This is a genomic window from Phreatobacter aquiterrae, from assembly GCF_053471285.1.
Genome location: NZ_JBJPHW010000012.1, coordinates 84,672 through 104,311, shown reverse-complemented (window position 1 = coordinate 104,311; position 19,640 = coordinate 84,672). Strand labels below are relative to the sequence as shown.

20 protein-coding genes and 1 tRNA gene are annotated in these 19,640 nt (G+C 67.6%); 17 read left to right on the top strand and 4 right to left on the bottom strand.

Annotated features, from left to right (window positions below):
• Positions 1-82: 82 nt before the first annotated feature.
• From ACJ4V0_RS17675 to argC, 5 genes are all read left to right on the top strand, one after another.
• Positions 83-571, top strand: coding sequence for a TspO/MBR family protein (locus ACJ4V0_RS17675; RefSeq protein ID WP_448300916.1), 489 nt, complete (start codon positions 83-85; stop codon positions 569-571).
• 14 nt (positions 572-585) lie between these two features.
• Positions 586-777, top strand: coding sequence for a twin transmembrane helix small protein (locus tag ACJ4V0_RS17670; protein ID WP_448300915.1), 192 nt, complete (start codon positions 586-588; stop codon positions 775-777).
• A gap of 16 nt (positions 778-793) precedes the next feature.
• Entirely contained in the window at positions 794-1,372 is a 579-nt protein-coding gene (locus ACJ4V0_RS17665; protein ID WP_448300914.1) for a cob(I)yrinic acid a,c-diamide adenosyltransferase, read from the top strand.
• Positions 1,373-1,382: 10 nt separating this feature from the next.
• Positions 1,383-1,907: a GNAT family N-acetyltransferase gene (locus tag ACJ4V0_RS17660; RefSeq protein ID WP_448300913.1), complete on the top strand. Its 525-nt coding sequence runs from the start codon at positions 1,383-1,385 to the stop codon at positions 1,905-1,907.
• Positions 1,908-2,097: 190 nt separating this feature from the next.
• Positions 2,098-3,147 carry an N-acetyl-gamma-glutamyl-phosphate reductase gene (gene argC, locus ACJ4V0_RS17655; RefSeq protein WP_448300912.1) on the top strand — a complete coding sequence of 350 codons (1,050 nt, stop codon included), beginning with the start codon at positions 2,098-2,100 and terminating at the stop codon, positions 3,145-3,147.
• 34 nt (positions 3,148-3,181) lie between these two features.
• On the opposite strand, the gene ACJ4V0_RS17650 is transcribed toward argC, so the two are convergent.
• Both ACJ4V0_RS17650 and phaC read right to left on the bottom strand, forming a co-directional pair.
• Positions 3,182-3,604, bottom strand: coding sequence for an acyl-CoA thioesterase (locus ACJ4V0_RS17650; protein WP_448300911.1), 423 nt, complete (start codon positions 3,602-3,604; stop codon positions 3,182-3,184).
• A gap of 14 nt (positions 3,605-3,618) precedes the next feature.
• Complete coding sequence (gene phaC / locus ACJ4V0_RS17645) at positions 3,619-5,379, bottom strand: class I poly(R)-hydroxyalkanoic acid synthase (protein ID WP_448300910.1); 1,761 nt, start codon at positions 5,377-5,379, stop codon at positions 3,619-3,621.
• Between the two features lie 929 nt (positions 5,380-6,308).
• Here phaC and ACJ4V0_RS17640 point away from each other — a divergent pair.
• The 6 genes from ACJ4V0_RS17640 to recJ all read left to right on the top strand — a co-directional run bounded on the left by ACJ4V0_RS17640 (position 6,309) and on the right by recJ (position 13,198).
• Positions 6,309-6,761, top strand: a complete 453-nt coding sequence (locus ACJ4V0_RS17640) for a hypothetical protein (RefSeq protein ID WP_448300909.1) — start codon at positions 6,309-6,311, stop codon at positions 6,759-6,761.
• A 109-nt stretch (positions 6,762-6,870) separates the two neighbouring features.
• Positions 6,871-8,100: an LL-diaminopimelate aminotransferase gene (locus ACJ4V0_RS17635; RefSeq protein ID WP_448300908.1), complete on the top strand. Its 1,230-nt coding sequence runs from the start codon at positions 6,871-6,873 to the stop codon at positions 8,098-8,100.
• Positions 8,101-8,128: 28 nt separating this feature from the next.
• Positions 8,129-8,935, top strand: a complete 807-nt coding sequence (dapB, locus tag ACJ4V0_RS17630; RefSeq protein WP_448300907.1) for a 4-hydroxy-tetrahydrodipicolinate reductase — start codon at positions 8,129-8,131, stop codon at positions 8,933-8,935.
• Between the two features lie 108 nt (positions 8,936-9,043).
• Positions 9,044-10,363, top strand: coding sequence for a homoserine dehydrogenase (locus ACJ4V0_RS17625; protein ID WP_448300906.1), 1,320 nt, complete (start codon positions 9,044-9,046; stop codon positions 10,361-10,363).
• A gap of 29 nt (positions 10,364-10,392) precedes the next feature.
• Entirely contained in the window at positions 10,393-11,394 is a 1,002-nt protein-coding gene (glpX, locus tag ACJ4V0_RS17620) for a class II fructose-bisphosphatase (RefSeq protein WP_448300905.1), read from the top strand.
• A gap of 4 nt (positions 11,395-11,398) precedes the next feature.
• Positions 11,399-13,198: a single-stranded-DNA-specific exonuclease RecJ gene (gene recJ / locus ACJ4V0_RS17615; RefSeq protein ID WP_448300904.1), complete on the top strand. Its 1,800-nt coding sequence runs from the start codon at positions 11,399-11,401 to the stop codon at positions 13,196-13,198.
• Between the two features lies 1 nt (position 13,199).
• On the opposite strand, the gene ACJ4V0_RS17610 is transcribed toward recJ, so the two are convergent.
• Positions 13,200-13,532 carry a hypothetical protein gene (locus ACJ4V0_RS17610; RefSeq protein ID WP_448300903.1) on the bottom strand — a complete coding sequence of 111 codons (333 nt, stop codon included), beginning with the start codon at positions 13,530-13,532 and terminating at the stop codon, positions 13,200-13,202.
• 304 nt (positions 13,533-13,836) lie between these two features.
• On the opposite strand from ACJ4V0_RS17610, the gene lysM reads away from it, so the two are divergent.
• The 5 genes from lysM to ACJ4V0_RS17585 all read left to right on the top strand — a co-directional run bounded on the left by lysM (position 13,837) and on the right by ACJ4V0_RS17585 (position 16,549).
• On the top strand, positions 13,837-14,271 hold the full coding sequence (gene lysM / locus ACJ4V0_RS17605) for a peptidoglycan-binding protein LysM (protein WP_448300902.1): 435 nt from the start codon (positions 13,837-13,839) through the stop codon (positions 14,269-14,271).
• A gap of 68 nt (positions 14,272-14,339) precedes the next feature.
• Positions 14,340-15,317 (top strand): Bug family tripartite tricarboxylate transporter substrate binding protein, encoded by a 978-nt coding sequence (locus ACJ4V0_RS17600; protein WP_448300901.1) that lies wholly within the window; start codon positions 14,340-14,342, stop codon positions 15,315-15,317.
• 68 nt (positions 15,318-15,385) lie between these two features.
• Positions 15,386-15,461 (top strand) — tRNA-Glu (locus ACJ4V0_RS17595).
• Positions 15,462-15,800: 339 nt separating this feature from the next.
• Positions 15,801-16,256, top strand: a complete 456-nt coding sequence (locus ACJ4V0_RS17590) for a hypothetical protein (protein WP_448300900.1) — start codon at positions 15,801-15,803, stop codon at positions 16,254-16,256.
• A gap of 140 nt (positions 16,257-16,396) precedes the next feature.
• Positions 16,397-16,549 carry a hypothetical protein gene (locus tag ACJ4V0_RS17585; RefSeq protein WP_448300899.1) on the top strand — a complete coding sequence of 51 codons (153 nt, stop codon included), beginning with the start codon at positions 16,397-16,399 and terminating at the stop codon, positions 16,547-16,549.
• Between the two features lie 64 nt (positions 16,550-16,613).
• Here ACJ4V0_RS17585 and ACJ4V0_RS17580 read toward each other — a convergent pair whose 3' ends face one another.
• Complete coding sequence (locus ACJ4V0_RS17580; RefSeq protein WP_448300898.1) at positions 16,614-18,671, bottom strand: ATP-dependent helicase; 2,058 nt, start codon at positions 18,669-18,671, stop codon at positions 16,614-16,616.
• A 178-nt stretch (positions 18,672-18,849) separates the two neighbouring features.
• Here ACJ4V0_RS17580 and ACJ4V0_RS17575 point away from each other — a divergent pair, with 178 nt between their 5' ends.
• Positions 18,850-19,533 carry an ankyrin repeat domain-containing protein gene (locus ACJ4V0_RS17575; protein WP_448300897.1) on the top strand — a complete coding sequence of 228 codons (684 nt, stop codon included), beginning with the start codon at positions 18,850-18,852 and terminating at the stop codon, positions 19,531-19,533.
• Positions 19,534-19,640: the final 107 nt, after the last annotated feature.

Sequence of the window (19,640 nt, the reverse complement as noted above, 5' to 3'; positions counted from 1 at the left end):
TGCTCTCCGACGGGTCGGAACGGCACTGATCCCATTGCGTTGGGTCATCGTAGTGGCAGTGCAGCAAATAGGGAAGACGGATGTGGACAAGCGTATGGGTCTCGGGCGTCAGTTTGCGGTCTACGGGGCCTTCATCCTCGTCTGCCTGGTGGTGGCCGGCACCGGCGGCATCGCCAATTCCTACGGGCTCGGCTCCTGGTACCCGTCCCTGACCAAGCCCTCGTTCAACCCGCCGAACTGGGTCTTCGGACCTGTCTGGACCATTCTTTACGTGATGATCGCCGTGGCGGGTGCGCGGTTCGTGCTCTCCGCCTCGCGCGACAAGGAACCGGCGCTCGCCCTCTACGCCGCCCAGCTCGCGCTCAATGCCGCCTGGTCCTGGGTCTTCTTCTACGGTCAGGCGACCGGTGCGGCGGTGGCGGTCATCGTCGCCCTGTGGTTCGCCATCCTCGGCACCATCGCCTTCGGCTGGACGAAGGACCGGTTGGCATCGCTTCTCCTGATCCCCTATCTAGCGTGGGTCAGCTTCGCGGCCGTGCTGAACATCGCCATCTGGCGCCTCAACGGCTGAGGGGAAACCTGCCCATGTCCTTCAGCGCCCTCGTCCCCGTCGCCATCGCCGCCGTCGCCATCGTCCTCGTCATGGGGCTGGTCAACATGATGCGGGGCGGCGACCCCAACACGTCCCAGAAGCTGATGCGCTGGCGCGTCGGGCTTCAGTTCCTCGCCATCATCGTCATCGTCATCGCCATCTTCTACAAGGCGAATGGCGGCTGACGGGCGGGACAGCGATATGGTCAAACTCAACAAGATCTACACGAAGACCGGCGATGACGGCACGACGGGGCTGGCGGCGGGGCCGCGGCGGCTGAAGTCCGACCTGCGCGTCGAGGCCTATGGCTGCATCGACGAGGCCAATTCGGCCATCGGAGTGGCGCGGCTCACGACTGCCGACCACGCCGTCGTGGATGCCATGCTGATGCGAATCCAGAACGACCTCTTCGACCTCGGTGCCGACCTTGCCACGCCCGACCTCGGCGAGGACCTCGGCTATGAGCCCCTCCGGATCGTCGAGGCGCAGGTGAAGCGTATCGAGCGGGAGATCGACCAGCTCAACAGCGAACTCGACCCGCTGAAGAGCTTCATCCTGCCGGGGGGAAGCCCGGCCTCCGCGCATCTCCACGTCGCGCGCACCATTGCCAGGCGGGCGGAGCGGATCATGGTCGACCTCGTGCGGCGGCCTGGCGAGGAGGTTTCGGCGCCGGCGCTCCAGTATGTGAACCGGCTGTCGGATTTTCTCTTCGTCGCGGCCCGCTACCTCAACGACAAGGGCAGGGCGGACGTGCTCTGGGTGCCGGGCAAGAACAGGTAGGCTCGTTGCCATGCCGCCACCGCTGGAATCCGATCGCCTCGTCCTGCGGCCCCGCACGGAGGCCGACGTCGAGGACTACGTCGCGATGGACAGCGACCCTGAAGTGCGCCGCTACCTGCCGCCGGACTTCCGCGACCAATTCGACGCGGAGGCCTACCGCCGCGTCCTGCCGTCGCGAATGGCCGTCGACTTCGGCAAGGGCCTCGGGCACTGGAGCCTGTGGCTGAAACGGGACCCCGGCATCTTTGTCGGCACGACGCTTCTCATCCCCGTGGAGGGGCTGGGACCGGACATCGAGATCGGTTGGCGGCTGCCGAGGCGATTCTGGGGACAGGGCTATGCCGGCGAGGCGGCCCGGGCGGTCCTGCAGCACTGGTCCGGTGTGATCGGCGGACGTGACCTGGTGGCGCTCATCCACTCCGACAATGCCGGATCTATCGGCGTCGCCCGCAAGATCGGCTTTGTCCGGGCGGGCAGGCGGGTCGCCTACGGCACATGCTTCGACCTCTATAGGCCGGCCGGGGAAAAATCTTGACAGGCGCGCACAACCGCATCAAAAAACGCGCCATGATCACCTCCGCTGCCAGCACCCGACGCCGTATCCTCATCCAGCGATGAGCGCGCGGCCGTGTGCCCTGATGATCGACCCGATCGCCGCGCTCCCAGCGCGGTTTTTTTGTCCCTGAATTCCTGAATCCGACTTCTCGCACCCTGCGGAGACTGCCATGGCGACCAAGGCCAAAATCGCGATCCTCGGCGCGTCCGGTTACACCGGCGCCGATGCCGTCCGCCTCGCCGCGCGCCATCCCGGCATTGAGATCGCCGCGCTGACCGCCAACACCCATGCCGGCAAGGCAATGACCGATGTCTTCCCGCATTTCTTCATGCTCGACCTGCCGAAACTGGTCGCATGGGAGACGGTGGACTGGTCAAGTCTCGATGCGGTGTTCTGCGGCCTGCCGCACGGCACGACGCAGGAGATCATCGCGGCGGTGCTCGCCGCCAATCCGAAGATCAAGGTCCTCGACATGTCGGCCGATTTTCGCCTGAGGGACGGCGAGACCTACGCTCAGTGGTATGGCCAGGAGCACCAGGCCCCTGAACTGCAGAAGGAGGCGGTCTACGGCCTCACCGAGCTTTATCGGGACGCCATCACGCAGGCCCGCCTGGTGGCCTGCCCCGGCTGCTATCCGACGGCGACGCTGCTGGCGCTGGTGCCCATTGCGAAGGCGGGGCTGATTCATGCCGACGACATCATCGTCGACGCCAAGTCGGGCGTCACCGGGGCCGGCCGTGGCCTGAAGCAGAACACGCTGTTCTCCGAGGCCGGCGAGGGCCTCTCGCCCTATTCGATCGCCAAGCACCGGCACGCTCCGGAGATCGAGCAGGAGATCGGCGTCGCGGTCGGCTCCAGCGTGACGATCAACTTCACCCCGCATCTCATCCCCATGGCGCGCGGCGAGCTCTGCACGTCATACGTCAGGCTGAACGGCGCAACCGCCGACGACCTCCGCAAGGCCCTTGCCGAGGCCTACAAGGACGAGCCCTTCGTCCATGTAGCGCCGAAGGGCGTGGTGCCGCAGACGCAGAATGTGCGCGGCTCGAACTACGTGCAGATCGGCGTCTTCGAGGATCGCATCCCCGGCCGCGCCATCGTCATCTCGACCCTCGACAATCTGGTGAAGGGCTCGGCGGGACAGGCCATCCAGAACATGAACCTCGTGCTCGGCTTCCCCGAGACGACGGGGCTGGAGCAGATCGCACTGTTTCCGTGAGGCGGCGGAGCGCGGCGCCGTACAGGCGCCGCCGTCACCGCATCATCAGCCGCTCGAACTTGGCGCGCTGGACGTCGTTCCAGGGCGTCGAGCGCTTCGTCGCCTTGTCGACCTGCGCCGTCGTGGTCGAGGCGGAGATATGCCGCACGCCGTCGACGAAGACCGCCTGGTCGAAGGTCAGCGAGGACGACCCCACCCGCCTGATGCCCGAGACGATCTGCACGAAGCCGGGATAGAGAATCTCCCGGTGGAACTCGACCTCCATGTGGACGAGCGAGATGCCGCGGCCCTCGGTGGTCAGCCGGATGCCCTCGCGGTCGAAGAACTCGGTGCGGCCGATCTCCAGATAGGTGCCAATCACCGCGTTGTTGACGTGGTTGTTGGGGTCGAGATCGCCGTAGCGGACGGGATGCACGGTCAGGAACGGATAGGCTTCGAGCGCCGGGCGCTCGCTCATGGGAACAGGCACGTTCAGTCCTTCACTTTCACATAGCGCCCGGGGGCGTCCTCGATCGGCGGATAGGCATTTGAGCCGATGCGGCGGGCCTCGACCTCCTCGCCGTCATGGCTCCTGACCCATTCGCGCCAGTGCGGCCACCAGGAGCCGGGGTGCTCTGTGGCCTTGGCGATCCAGTCCTCGAACGTTCCCTCGGGCCGGCCGCCCGTCCAGTGCTGGTACTTCTTCTTGGCGGGCGGATTGACCACGCCGGCAATATGGCCTGATCCCGCCACTACATACTCCACCGGACCGCCGAAGCAGGCCGATCCGACGAAGACCGAGCGGGCGGGAGCGATATGGTCCTCGCGCGCGGCGAGATTGTAGACGGGCACCCTGACCTTCTTCAGGTCCAGCGTCTCGCCCGCCACCACCATGCGGCCCTGGCTGAGGTCGTTCTGCATGTAGCAGTGGCGCAGGTAGAAGGAATGGTTCGCCGCCGGCATGCGCGGGGAATCGCCGTTCCAGTAGAGCAGGTCGAAGGGCATCGGCTGCTTGCCCTTCATGTAGTTGTTGACGAAATAGTTCCAGATGAGGTCGTTCGAGCGCAGCATGTTGAAGGCATTGGCCATCTGCCTGCCTTCCAGATAGCCGGTCTGCGCCATGCGCTTCTCGAGGCTCTGGATCTGCTCCTCGTCGACGAAGACCTTGAGGTCGCCGGCATAGGTGAAGTCCACCTGGGTGGTGAAGAAGGTGGCGCTCTGCACCGTGTCGATGCCCTTGGCGGCCATGTAGGCGAGGGTCACCGCCAGAAGCGTGCCGCCGACGCAGTAGCCGATGGCATGGACCTTGTCCTCGCCGGTGATCTCGCCGGCGACGCGGAAGGCGGCCAGCGGCCCTTCCAGCATGTAGTCGTCGAAGCTCTTGCTGGCGTGGCGCTGGTCGGGGTTGACCCACGAGACGACGAAGACGGTGAGCCCCTGGTCGACCGCCCACTTGATGAAGCTTTTCTCCTGGGTGAGGTCGAGGATGTAGAACTTGTTGATCCAGGGCGGGATGATGACCAGCGGCACCTTGCCCACCGCCTTGGTCGTCGGTTCGTACTGGATGAGCTGGATGAGGTCGTTCTCAAAGACGACCTTGCCGGGCGTCATGGCGAGGTTTTTGCCGAGGGCGAACTGGCTGTCGTCGGACTGGCGGATGCGCAGGTCGCCGCCGCCGCGCTCCACGTCCTCGGCGAACATCGTCATGCCGCGCACCAGGTTCTCGGCATTGGACGAGATGGTCTCGCGCAGCAGTTCGGGATTGGTGACGACGAAATTGGACGGCGAGAGGGCGTTGGCGATCTGCTTCGCGTAGAAGGCGGCCTTGTGCTTGAGGTGGTCGTCGAGTTCGGCCTCGGTGACGAACTTCTCGGCGAGCCCGGCCGTGACCAGATAGAACTGCTTGAGGAAGTCGAAGAACGGGTTCTGCTCCCACTGCGGGTCCTTGAAGCGCGCGTCGCGTGGGTCGGGCCTGGCGACAGGTTCGGTGACTTCGCCCGACATCGACTTCAGCGACTGTGACCACAGGTCCATGTAGCGGCCCGCCACTTCCGACTGGGCGGCGACGGCGCGCGCCGGGTCCTTCAGCCAGAACTCGGCGACATGGCCGAGAGTCTTGGCGACATCCGCCACGGTATCGGGCGAGTCGGCTGGGTGCGCGCCGGTCTCGCGCGGCTTGAGATAGGCGGCGAGAGCCTTGCCGCCCAGTTCCACCATGCGGGCGATGTTGGACGACAGGCGTTCGACATCCATCGATTGGAAGCGGAACGGATCATCCGTGCTGGCTGCGGCGGCGGCGGGGGTTGCAGATGCGCCGGCGGGCGGAGCCTCGGGGCGAACCGCGGCCGCAGGTGCCGGGGTCGGGCCATTCTTGGCGCCGCCTGTGACGACGGAGAGGGGGCGGCGCGGGGCAGGCGGCGCCGCGGCCTCGATCTTGTTTGCAGTGGCGGCGGTGGGACTGGCTGCCGCCGGCTGAGCCTTGGCGGCCTCCGGTCGTGTGACGGGCACCTTGTCGGCAGGCTTCGCCGCGCTGGCCTTTCCCGCAGCCCTGGGGGAGCGCGGCGTCCGGCGAGCGGAGGGCTTGGCTGCGGAGATCGCGGACGCGGGCATACTTGCTGCGGTCATCTTCGCAGCAGCAGGTTTGGAAGCGGCAGGTTTCGCAGCGGCAGGTTTGGCAGCGGGAGGTTTGGCAGCGGCGGGCTTGGCCGATGTGGTCCGGGCCACAGGCACTGGCGCCGCAGCCGGCTTCCGGGGTTGTGTCGACCGGGTGGCTTTTGCCGACGGCGCTTTCGCCAGCGGGGACTTCGCTGGTGAGGCGGCCATGACTTTCGAGGACTGCGCGCCTGCGGCCTTCGCAATGGGCGCTGAGTGGGCGGGTTTGGCCGGAGCGGCCTTGGTTGATGCAGCCCGGGCCGGAGCCGCCGTAGATTCGCTCTTGCCGGACACCTGGGCCTCTGGCGGCTTCGGGGGCTCCACGACGGAAGCTTTCGGAGGCGCCGCGGCCTTCCTCGAGGCCTTCGGCGCGTTCGGCTTGCCCGAATCGCGTTTCGCCATGAGCGTCTCTCCGAAATTCGCCGCTTTCGTCCGTTACGAAAACGATCCACTTTTTGATCTGAGCATATTAGGAAGGCGAAGCGGAGGCCGCCAAGCGAAAGATGTGCGGCATCCCTTCGGAGAGCGACATGGCAGACAGATCGGACCGGCGGATGACGCGCGCCACGCACCGGGTGCGGCTGGGGCTGCTGGCTGCCGCCGCGATGATGCTGGCGGGGTGCCAGCATGCCAGCGACGGCTATCCCTCTCCCTATGGTCCCTCGCAGGCCACCCCGCTTCCGCCCGTTGCGGGAGGTGGGCTCTGGTCGCCGGCCCCGATGCGCGCGAGCGGCTATGGCGCTGCGACGCTCATCGCCCGTCTGCCACCCCCCGAGCGGGTCAGCCCGCCGGCACGCTCTTCCGAGACGCCGGAATTGCTGACGCCAGCCCAGCAGGCCGAACGGCGCGCCTCGCTCGAGGCGGCGCGTGCGGGTCACGCGGCGGCCATGGACCGGCGCCTGCAGAGCCAGGGGCGCGTGCGCGGTCCCGGCCCCGGAGCGCGTCCCGCCATCGATCCGGCCGAGCGCGGCAGCGAGGACTAGGACGAAAGAGAGGAGTGGCGTGCCGCTCCGCGACGTTTCGTCTCGTACCGCAATGTGATACGAGGCTAACCCCTTGCGGCAAGGCCTGCCGCCCCAGCGTCCCGAACCGATGACCCAATCCCAGTTCCACCGCATCCGCCGGCTGCCGCCCTACGTGTTCGAGCAGGTGAACAAGGTGAAGGCCGCCGCGCGGGCCAAGGGCGCCGACATCATCGACCTCGGCATGGGCAATCCCGACCTGCCGGCGCCGGACCATGTCATCGAGAAGCTGAAGGAGACGGTCGGCAAGCCGCGCACCGACCGCTACTCGGCGTCCAAGGGCATTCCGGGCCTGAGGCGCGCGCAGGCCGCCTATTACGAGCGCCGCTTCGGCGTGAAGCTCAATCCGGATACGCAGGTCATCGCGACGCTGGGCTCCAAGGAAGGCTTCGCCAACATGGCCCAGGCGATCACCGCGCCGGGCGACGTGGTGCTCTGTCCCAATCCGAGCTATCCGATCCACGCCTTCGGCTTCCTGATGGCGGGCGGTGTCATCCGCTCGGTGCCGGCGACGGCCGACGACGACTACTTCCGCGCCATGGAGCGCGCGATGCAGCATTCGATCCCGAAGCCGATCGCGGTCGTCGTCTGTTATCCCTCCAATCCGACCGCGCAGGTCGCCGACCTCGATTTCTATGCCGAGTTGGTCCGTTTCGCGAAGAAGCACGAGCTGATCGTTCTCTCCGATCTCGCCTATGCCGAGGTCTATTTCGACGACAGGAACCCGCCCCCCTCCATCCTGCAGGTGCCCGGAGCCTTCGACGTCGCCGTCGAGTTCACCTCGATGTCGAAGACCTTTTCGATGGCCGGCTGGCGCATCGGCTTTGCCGTCGGCAACGAGCAGCTCTGTGCGGCGCTCGCCCGCGTGAAGAGCTATCTGGACTATGGCGCCTTCACGCCAATCCAGGTGGCGGCGACCGCAGCGCTGAACGGGCCGGAGGACTGCATCCGCGACATGCGCGAGACCTACAAGAAGCGCCGCGACGCGCTGATCGACAGTTTCGGCAAGTCCGGCTGGGTCATTCCCGTGCCGCAGGCGTCCATGTTCGCCTGGGTGCCGATCCCGGAGCAGTTTAAGGCGCTGGGCTCGCTGGAGTTCGCCAAGCTTCTCGTCGAGAAGGCCGAGGTTGCGGTCGCGCCCGGCATCGGCTTCGGCGAGCACGGCGATGACTATGTGCGCATCGCCGTCGTCGAGAACGAGCAGCGCATCCGCCAGGCGGCGCGCAATGTGAAGCGGTTCTTCGACAGTGCGGCGACCACGCTGCACAACGTCATTCCCCTCACGGCCGCCGGGCGCTGAGCTCGCGGCCGCCCCATCGGGAGTTCCTATGATCAGGATCGTCGTTGCCGGGGCCTCGGGCTGGGTCGGCCGTGAACTTGTCAGGGCCGTCGCGGGCGCCGCCGACCTTGCGCTCGCCGGCGCGGTCTCCCGGTCGGAAGCGGGCAAGGACGCCGGTGAGGTTGCTGGTGCTTCCACTTTGGGCGTCGTCATGTCAGCGAGCCTTGCCGAGGCGCTTGCCGTGCCCAGCGACGTGGTCGTCGACTACACCAAGCCGCATGTCGTGAAGGGGCACGCGCTGGAGGCCCTCGCCGCCGGCCGCCATGTCGTGATCGGCACGTCTGGCCTCGCGGCCGATGACTATGCAGAGATCGATGCCGCCGCCCGTGCAGCGGGGCGCGGCGTGATCGCGGCCGGCAATTTCTCGATCACCGCCTCGCTGCTGAAGCGCTTCGCCACCATGGCGGCAAAGCACGTGCCGGACGTCGAGATCATCGACTACGCCTCGGCGAAGAAGCCGGACACGCCGTCCGGCACGGGCCGCGAACTGGGGGAGATCCTCTCCAGGATCAGGCGCGAGCCGACGTCCAAGCCGGTCGGCGAACTCGGCGGCATCCGCGAGACGCGCGGCGGCGCAGTCAATGCCGGCGGCATCGCCGTGCAGGTCCATTCCGTGCGCATGCCCTCCTTCGTGCTCTCGGCGGAAGCCATCTTCGGCCTGCCCGACGAGCGGCTGACCATCCGCCACGACGCCGGGTCGTCCGCAGCGCCCTATGTCGGCGGCACTCTTCTCGCTGCGCGCAGGGTTTCCGATGTCGTCGGCCTGGTTCGCGGCATCGACCATCTGCTCGACTGATTGCAGCCCGCTATTGCAGGGAAGGGCCGTCATTCCTTGCCTTGGTCCCTCAAATCGGGCACAAGCCCGGCGCGGCGCCGTCGTCGCGGCAGTGCGGATCGATCACCCATGCAGGACGTCTTGAAAGTCGGGATCGCCGGCCTCGGCACGGTCGGGGCCTCGGTGGTCAGGCTGATTGCCAAGCGCGACAACCGGCTGGCGGAAGCCGCCGGCCGGCCGATCCGCGTCACGGCCGTCACCGCCCGTTCAAGGAAGAAGGATCGCGGCATCGATCTCGGCGGCATGCGCTGGGTCGACGATCCGATCCGCCTGGCCGCCGATCCCGGGATCGACGTTTTCGTCGAGTTGATGGGCGGCGCCGAAGGAGTCGCAAAGGAAGCCGTCGAGACCGCGCTGGCGCATGGCAAGGCCGTCGTCACCGCCAACAAGGCGCTGCTCGCCGCACATGGGCCGGCCCTCGCCCGGAAGGCCGAGGCCAAGGGCGTGGCGCTCAATTTCGAGGCTGCCGTCGCGGGCGGCATTCCCGTCATCAAGACGCTGCGCGAGAGCCTGCTCGGCAATACGATCGAGCGCGTCTATGGCATCCTCAACGGTACCTGCAACTACATCCTGTCCCGCATGGCGGAGGAGGGGATCAGCTTCGAGGAATGCCTGAAGGACGCCCAGCGGCTCGGCTATGCCGAGGCCGACCCGACCTTTGACGTCGACGGCTATGACACCGCCCACAAGCTGTCGCTGCTGACCAGCCTTGCCTTCGGCACGCTGGTCGACACCAAGGGCATCTCCATCGAGGGCATCCGCTCGATCAAACCGGTGGACCTCAGGATGGCCGAGGAACTCGGCTACAGGGTGAAGCTCCTCGGCGTCGCACAGCGCACCGCCGACGGCGTCGAGCAGCGCGTGCATCCGACCTTCGTTCCGAAGGACGAGGCGATCGCGCAGGTCAACGGCGTGCTGAATGCCATCGCCATCGATGCCGACGCGGTCGACCTGACGCTCGTCGGCCCCGGCGCCGGCGGCGATGCGACGGCCTCCGCCGTCATCGCCGACATCGTCGACGTGGCGCGCGGGCACCGCACGGCGCCGTTCATCCGTCCCGTGGCGGCGCTGACCAAACCCAGCCGCGCGCCGATGACCCGCCACGAGGGCGGCTACTACATCCGCCTCGAAGTGGTGGACAAGCCGGGCACGGCGGCGCGCATCGCCTCGCGCATGGCGCAGAACAACATCTCGCTGGAATCGATCGTCCAGCGCCGGGCAGGGCCCGTGCGCGGCGGTACCGATCCGGCTGCGGCTGCCGCTCCCGCGCCCGTCGTGCTGATCACCTATGCGACGACCGAAGCCGCCGTCAGGCGGGCCCTGAAGTCCATGGATTCCGATGGCATCCTGCTGGGCAGCCCCCAGGTCATCCGTATCGAACGCAACTGACAACAACAGACCTCCAAGGGGACCCGACCATGGCCGAACAAGGGCTTTCCATCCCGAAGAACCTCGTGATCGAGCGCGTTCTCTCCATGGAACTCGTGCGGGTGACGGAACGGGCCGCCGTGGCCTCGGCACGCCTGCGCGGGCGCGGCAACGAGAAGGCGGCCGACCAGGCCGCGGTTGACGCAATGCGTCGCGAGCTCAACAAGCTGCCGATCGACGGCACCGTGGTGATCGGCGAGGGCGAGCGCGACGAGGCGCCGATGCTCTATATCGGCGAAGAGGTCGGCACCAAGAAGGGCCCGAAGGTCGACATCGCCCTCGATCCACTGGAAGGCACGACGCTCTGCGCCAAGGACATGCCGGGTTCCATCGCCGTCATCGCCATGGCCGAGCACGGCTCGCTGCTGAACGCGCCCGACGTCTACATGGACAAGATCGCCGTCGGCCCGGGCTATCCGAAGGGCGTCGTCGACCTCGACGCCTCGGCCGTCGACAACATCCACGCCGTGGCGCGCGCCAAGGGCGTGAAGCCGAACGAGATCACGGCCCTGATCATGGACCGGCCACGCCATTCGAAGCTGATCGAGGCGGTGCGCGGCACGGGCGCCGCCATCCGCCTCATCACCGATGGCGACGTCGCCGGCGTGATCCATACGGCCAATGCGCTGGAGACGGGCATCGACATCTATCTCGGCATCGGCGGCGCCCCCGAGGGCGTGCTGGCTGCGGCGGCGCTGCGCTGCGTCGGCGGCCAGATGCAGGCTCGTCTCATCCTCGACACCGAGGCCAAGGTGGAGCGCGCCCGCAAGATGGGCGTCAAGGACCCGAACAAGAAGTACGAGATGGAGGAGATGGCCTCCGGTGACGTCATCGTCTCGGCCACCGGCGTCACCGACGGCGCGCTGCTGAAGGGCGTGGTCTTCGGCCCCGACCTGATCACCACCGAGACCATCGTCTATCGCTCGACGACCGGCACCGTGCGCCGCATCTTCGGAGAGCACCGCCAGTTCGAGAAATTCCACCTCGACTGAGCCGATGGATCGCCGCCGGCTGTTTCTGGGCATCGAACGGTCGGCGCTGGGCCGCGCCTGGCGCGACCGGCTCGACGATCCCGGGCGGGCGCAGGCGCTGGCGATCACCCAGGCGCACGGCCTGCCGGACATCCTCTCCCGCGTGCTGGCGGGCCGCGGCGTGTCGACCGAGACGGCGGCGGACTTCCTCGACCCGACCATCCGCACCGCCATGCCGGACCCCTCCGTCCTCACCGACATGGACCGGGCGGTCGAGCGTCTCGCCAAGGCGGTGCTGACCGGCGAGCAGGTGGCCATCTTCGGCGACTACGACGTCGACGGCGCCTCGTCCTCGGCGGTCCTTGCGCTGTTCCTCCGGGCGGCAGGGCTCGATCCCTTCCTGCACATTCCCGACCGCATCTTCGAGGGCTACGGCCCGAACGCCGAGGCGCTGCGAATGCTGGCGGGGAAGGGGGCGACGCTGCTCGTCACGCTCGACTGCGGCACGACCAGCCACCAGGTGCTCGGCGAGGCCGCGGCCATCGGCCTTGACGTCGTCGTCTGCGACCACCACCAGGCCGACGAGACGCTTCCGGCCGTCGAGGCGGTCGTGAATCCGAACCGGCAGGATGACCTCTCCGGCCTCGGGCAACTTTGTGCCGCCGGCGTCACCTTCATGCTGGTGGTGGCGCTCAACCGCCACCTGCGCGGCAAAGGACACTGGACGACCGCGCGCCCTGAACCGGATCTCATGGGGCTGCTCGACCTCGTGGCGCTCGGAACCGTCGCCGACGTCGTGCCTCTCACCGGACTCAACCGCGCCTTCGTCACCCGCGGCCTTGCCGTGATGCGACGACGCGAGAATGCCGGCCTCAGGGCCCTCATGGACGTCGCGCGGCTCGACGGGCCGCCGACGCCCTATCACCTCGGCTTCCTGCTCGGACCGCGCATCAATGCCGGCGGCCGGATCGGCGACGCGGCGCTCGGCCTGCGCCTCTTGATGACCGAGGACACGCTGGAGGCCGGCCGCATCGCCGCCGAACTCGACCGTCTCAACCGCGAGCGGCAGGTGGTGGAGATCGGCACGCTGGAGGAGGCGGAGGCAGAAGCGCTGGCGTCGCTGGGGCCGCTGGAGGAGGGCTCCTCGGTGGTGGTCACGGCCGGCAACGGCTGGCACCCCGGCGTTGTCGGGCTGGTGGCCTCGCGGCTGAAGGAGCGCTTCAAGCGCCCGGCTTTCGCTGTCGCCTTCACCGGCGACCTCGGCACCGGCTCCGGGCGGTCGCTGCCCGGCGTCGACCTCGGCGCCATCGTGCGCCGGGCGGTTACCGCCGGTATCGTCCTCAAGGGCGGCGGCCACGCGATGGCGGCGGGGATCACCGTTCATCGCGACCGACTCGCGGAGTTCCGCGCGTTTCTCGAGGCGGGCCTCGCCGAGGCGGTCGAACGCGCGCGGCGGGATGACGCCCTGCTGGTCGATGCGGCCACAACGGCTGGAGCGCTGACGACCGACCTCGTGGAGATGCTGGACCGGGCGGGGCCGTTCGGGACCGGCAACCCGGAGCCCGTGCTCGTCCTTCCCGCCCACACCCTCGCCCATGTCGACGAACTTGCGGGCTCCCATCTGCGCGCCCGCCTGCGCAGCGGCGATGGCAAGACCGTCGAGGCGATCGCCTTCCGGGCCGCCGGCCAGCCCCTGGGCCGCATGCTGGCGGACCGGCGCGGCCAGCCGCTACATTTCGCCGGTACGGCCTCGATCAACCGCTGGCAGGGGCGGGAGCGCGCACAGTTCCGCCTGCTCGATGCGGCGGTGCCGGTGACGCGCTAGCTCACCCCCCGAGGATGACGGGGCGCATGTCGGCGAGGCGCTTGAGGGCCGACGTGGCCAGCGCGGGACGTGGAGGGGGGCTTACGCGCGCCTCGCGGCCTGCCATCAACTGCTGCGCCTGGATGGCGAGGGTGCGGGCGCGGGCGGCAAGCCCGTCATCCGCCTTCAGGGCATCGCGCAAGGCGGCGAGGATCATGCCCGGCTGGGCCGCCGGATCGATGCAGGTTCTCACGTCCTCCAGCAGGTCGGCGAAGGAGGGAGACCAGGCCGGATCACGCAGACGCCACTGGACCAGCGAGACGAGGCCGTCGTCCAGCGCACTACCCTCCGCCATGGATGGAACCACCGACGCCCGATCCTTCATGGCGAACCCGAACGCAACAGTGACGAAAAAGGAATCGGCTGAGCCGACGAAGGGATTGCATCGTGCAGCTGCCGTTACGGCAACGGTTCATTCCGGTGGGAGCCATGTTGTCCACAGCTGGTCATGCTGCATCGCACCGCGCCATCGCACCGCAGCACCGTGTCGAGGCGTGATCCGCTTCCGCCGCGGAATGTCGGCTGGTCAGCCGCTTGTCCTGCGGCTAGTCTGACGAACGCCGTCACTATCGGGCCGGCATGTCAGTGAGGAGATGAGCATGGGTTTCTTCGATTTCGTCAAGAACGTCGGCAAGAAGCTGATCGGCGCGAGCGATGCACAGGCCGCTCCGGCTCCGGCACTCACCCAGGAGGTCGCCAGCCACGGATTCGACACCAGCAAGCTGCAGATCGATTCTGCCGGCAACAACGTCCAGCTCTCGGGCACCGTCAAATCTCAGGAGGAGGCGGAGCGGATCATCCTGGCGCTCGGAAATACGGTGGGCGTCGCGCAGGTCGATACCAGCAAGCTCATCGTTCAGGCGGAGACGCCGGCGGCGCGGATGTATACGGTGAAGAAGGGCGACACGCTCTGGAAGATCGCCGAGACCCACTACGGCAAGGGCGCGGACTATCCGAAGATCGTCGCGGCCAACAATCCGCCGATCGTCAATCCCGACCTGATCCAGCCCGGCTGGGTGCTTCGCATCCCGTAAGAGCGTCCTATACTCCCGATCGGGCAGGGGCCTCGACGCCCCCGCCGCCAACCACCGGGAGAACGCCTATGCCGAACCTCACCCGCCGCGGCCTCGTGGCCGCGGCCCTCGTCGCACCGATGTCCCCTGCCGTCCTCAGGGCGCAGACCTGGCCCTCCGGCACCATCCGGATCGTCGCCCCCTTTCCGGCCGGCGGCTCGGTCGATGCCCTAGCGCGCCTTGCCCAGCCCATGCTGGAGCGCAGCCTCGGCGCCACCGTCATCATCGAGAACCGGCCGGGCGCCGGCGGAAGCGTCGGGGCCAACGCGGTCGCCAAGGCGCCGCCGGACGGCAACACCTGGCTGTTCGTCTTCGACACGCACGCGGTCAACCCGACGCTTCTGCCAAACATGCCCTTCGATTCTATCAAGGATCTCGATCCGGTCATGCTCATCGGCACGGCGCCGATGGTGATCGTCACCCATCCCTCGCAGCCCTTCCGCACCCTCGACGAGGTGATCCGGGCGGGCAAGGAGCGGCCGGGCGGCATCCCCTACGGGACCATCGGCAACGGCAGCCTCGGCCATCTCGCGATGACGCAGCTTGCCAGTCGCGCCGGGACGACGTTCAACCACATCCCCTATCGCGGCGGCGGGCCGCTCATCAACGACGCGCTCGGCGGCCACGTCCCGCTGTCCATCGCCTCGGTCGCGGTTCTTGCCGCCCACCTGTCCGCCGGCACGCTCAGGCCCATCGTCCAGACCGGCGCCCAGCGCGCGGCGACGCTGTCGGCCGTGCCGACCGTGGCCGAAAGCGGCTTTGCCGGCTTCGAGGCCGATGCGTGGTGGGGCGTCTTCGCGCCGGCCGGGACGCCGGGACCGATCGTCGCACGCTTCCAGCAGGCGCTGGCGGCGGCCTTCCGCGAGCCTGCGATCGAGAAACAGCTGACCGAGACGCAGCAGATCAAGCTGATGACCACCGGGCCTGCCGAACTGCGATCGTTCTTCGCAACGCAGATGCGGGTGTGGGGCGACGTGGTGCGGGAGAATTCCATCAAGGCGAGTTGAAAACACACGCACGGCGCTTGATGGCGGCGGGGAACACCCCTATAACGCCCGCCGCCGCCAAGCGGTTCGCTCCCTTCGTCTAGAGGCCTAGGACACCAGCCTTTCACGTTGGGTACACGGGTTCGAATCCCGTAGGGAGCGCCATTAATTCCGCAACGCCACAAACGCTCTACAGCGCTGACGAATGGGCGAAGCGCTTCCTCCATCGTGCGGCCGTCCTTTCGCGATCGGTTCGATCCTCCGTCGCGCGGGACATCCGGGTGATGTCCCGGGTCGTGGTGCCGCCTGCGATCGCCGTGGATCGACCGACGGAGCAGGTCGGGCGATTGTGGAGGCGAATCCGGGGATGTGAACAAAAGGTCCAGGGCTGCGGCGTTCCTGCAACTGCATAGTTTTGGCGGTTAACACCTTTCGTGGAACAGCGTTGCGTTCTGTAACGTTCTACCTCCATCATTCGACTGATCGTCAGAGCGGCGCAGCGCCATGCAGCAATCCCAAGTCCTCACGACGTTGGACGTTTGGGTCGAGCTCGGAAATATTTCCGCGCGCGAGTCGGAATCTGGCGTTGTCAGCGATTTCGATTTTGGGATTAGCCTGATTGCCGGGGCGTTGCCGCCGCATGCGAAAATTGAACGCCTGCGGGTTCACACGAAAAATCCGGTGCAATTCGCATTTCAGGGGCAGGAATGCGCTCAATCGCCATCGGACAAGGCTGGATACAGGGTTTGCCATGCCATCCCGATCAAGCCGGTCGCGCTCGGGACCGGAGCCATGAGGCGTTACGTCTTGCGGGGCTCGCGCGAACTCTCGCACGCCGCAATCGAGCAGATGAAGGATGGGCGCTCGTACAAGTTCTCGTCCACCTCGGTGATCGAGATCGACGTGAATGAGTCTGTGGTGGTCAAGGTCGTCGATTTCTCCACGACCTACGTGCAATGAACCCGCTGCCGATGGTCGGCCTCGATCAGGCCAGCGCCGGCGTGGAAGGACGGGTGGTTCGCGCGGCTGACCCGGCAAGCGCCGGCGTTGGAACCACAGAGGGTCATCCGTGTTGATCTTCCGCTCAACCGGAGACCGCCATGTCCTTGTCCCGCCCGACCCTTCTGGTCATTGTCGCAGTCCTGGGGGTCGTCTCGGTGGCGGCGGTGGCTGCCTATTTCTATGAGCGTGATCGCCGCCCCGGCCTGGAGATTCGTGTCGATGACAAGGGTCTTCGTATCGACGGGCGCTAAGGGGCGCTGCAGGCGCGAATGGCGAAGCGTCGACGATCTCGTTGTCATTGAGAGCGATCCGCAGCTACCGCCACATGCCCCGCAGCCTGGCGCCGACGTCGATGCGTGGCCCGGCGCCGGTCGGCCGTAGCGGCGCGGCGGCAGTCGCCGCCGGCCACGACACGCGTTCGAACCGGCCGAGCGCCTTCCCCGGGATGAAGCGCGTGCGCGAGGCGAAGACATTGCGGTCGCCGCGCGCCGCCTGGCCATGCACGTAGAAGCGTAGCGGCGTCATGATGCGCAGTTCGTCACGTGCGCGGGTCATGGCGACATAGAACAGCCGGCGCTCCTCCTCGATCTCCCGGGCGGTGCCGGTCCCGAGATCGGAGGGCATGCAGCCGTCCACCGCATTCAAAACGAAGACCGATTTCCACTCCTGGCCCTTGGCCGAATGGATCGTCGAGAGGATCAGATAGTCCTCGTCCAGGTGCGGCGGACCGGCATGATCGCTGGTGGCGTCGGGGGGATCGAGCGTCAGCTCGGTCAGGAACCGCGTCCGGTTCGGATAGGCGCAGGCGATCTGCTCCAGCTGGACGAGGTCCGCCTGGCGTGCGCTTGCATCCTCGTGGATGCGCTCAAGATGCGGCTGGTACCAGAGCCGCGCCACCTCCAACTCCCCCGGCCAGCCGGATCGCCCCGTCGCAAGATCCTCGACGGCCGCGATGAAACACCGCCAGTCGTCGCCGCAGCGGGGAGGGGCGGCAACCGTCGCGAGCGAACCTGTCTGGCCAAGCTCGTCGAGAATACGCCCGGCGGAAGTGGGGCCGACGCCTTGCAGAAGCTGGAGGGCCCGGAAGCCGGCGACGCGGTCGCGCGGGTTCTCGGCAAGTCGCAGCAGCGCCAGCAGGTCCTTCACATGCGCCGCATCGAGGAACTTCAGGCCGCCGAACTTGCGGAAGGGGATGTTGCGCCGGGTGAGTTCCACCTCGACCGGGCCGCTGTGGTGCGAGGTGCGGAACAGCACCGCCTGATCCTTCAGCGCCATCCCGCGTTCGCGTCCCTCCAGCACCGCGTCGGCGATGAAGCGCGCCTGCTCGTTCTCGTCGCGAACGCTGACGATCTGGGGGAGCTCGGCCGAGGTCCTGTCGGTCCAGAGGTTCTTGGTGAAGCGCTCCGCCGCCTCGCCGATCACGGCATTGGCTGCGGCGAGGATGGGCTGCGTCGACCGGTAGTTCCGCTCCAGGGTGATGACCTCTGCGGGCGGCGAGAAGGCGGCCGGGAAGTCGAGGATGTTGCGCACTTCGGCAGCTCGGAAGGAGTAGATCGACTGGGCGTCGTCGCCGACGACCGTCAGGCCACGTCCGTCGGGCTTGAGGGCGTGCAGGATGGAAGCCTGCAGGCGGTTGGTGTCCTGATACTCGTCGACCAGCACATGGTCGAACAGGCCGCCGATCGCGGCGGCGAGGTCTGCGTCACTCATTGCCTGCGCCCAGCACAGCAGCAGGTCGTCGTAGTCGAGGACGTTCTGGGCCTGCTTGGCCTCGACATAGGCGCCGAACAGCGCCTTCAACTCGGCCTCCCATGAGGTGCACCAGGGAAAGGTCTCGCCGAGCACGGCGCCGACCGGCTGTTCCGCATTCACGCAGCGCGAATAGACGGCAAGGCAGGTGCCCTTGGTCGGAAAGCGCTGCTCCGTGCGGGAGAACCCGAGCTGATGGCGGACGAGATTGATCAGGTCCGCGCTGTCCTCGCGGTCATGGATGGTGAAATGCGGGTCGAGGCCGAGGTGCTCGGCATGGTCCCGGATGAGGCGCGCGCCGATGCCGTGGAAGGTGCCTGCCCAGGTCATGGCTTCCGTCATCACACCCGCCGCTTCGCCCATCGCCTTCCGGCAGATGCGCGCGACGCGCTGGCTCATCTCGGCGGCCGCCCGGCGCGAGAAGGTGACCAGGAGGATGCGTCTCGGATCGGCCCCGTTGACCAGCAGGTTGGCGACGCGATGGGCCAGCGTGTTGGTCTTGCCCGAGCCGGCGCCCGCGATCACCAGCAGCGGCGTGGCCGGGGCCGCGTTCCGTTCAGCAATGCCGTGCTCGACGGCGCGCCGCTGTTCGGCATTGAGCGATTGCAGGAAGGCGGCGGGCATCGGCTCCGAATCATGTCTGTGTTGACGGCATTGTCAGCACGTTTCCTGTTTTGTTCGCAATGAAGGCCTTTGCGCGGAAGGCGGCCGCGGTGAGAACGTGAAGTCAGGACGCGCAGGACCAGCGGCGCCAAAGACGTGCCGTCGGCATGGCCTGCCCGAACGGCAACGGGAGGACACCATGAGCAGCACACGCCTGGGCCTTGTGTTTTTTTGCCTTGCGGCCTTCGCCACGCCCCACGCCGCGCCGGCGCAGACGCCCCCGAGCGCGGTGGAACTCGCCGCCTACCGTGGCCTGCACAAGGCCGCCCATGCGGGCGATCTCGCGGCGCTCCGCAATGCGCTGCGCGGGGGCGCGGACCCGAACGGCCGCGACGGGGCGGGGCGGACGCCGCTGCACGTCGCCTGCTTCGCCCGCCAGGCGGAGGCGATGCGCCTGCTGGTGGCGCAGGGCGCCGACCCGAAGGCCATGGAGGGACGGGCCTATGACTGCGTCACCATCGCCTCCGTCGCCGATGACGTCGTAACGCTGAGGGTGGCGCTCGCCATCGGTGGCGATGCGAAGCAGATCACGAGCCCCTACAACGGCACGGCCCTTATCGCCGCCGCCCATCTCGGCCATGCCGAGGTGGTTCAGGTGCTGATCGATGCCGGCGCGCCGCTCGACCACGTCAACAATCTCGGCTGGACCGCGCTGATCGAGGCCGTCGTCCTCGGCGACGGTGGACCGCGCCATACCGATACCGCCCGCCGCCTGGTGCAGGCCGGCGCCCGGCGCGACATCGCAGACCGCAACGGCCAGACACCCCTCGCTCTTGCCCGCTCGCGTGGGTATGCGGCGATGGTCGAGATCCTGTCCCGCTGAACTCCGCGCTATCCGTGCCCCGAGCGGGCGCGCCATGCGCAGCCGAATGTCGACGCGGGAAGCGCGACACAGCATGCTGGTGTCTCCGGCTGCGGCCGGCAACAAGC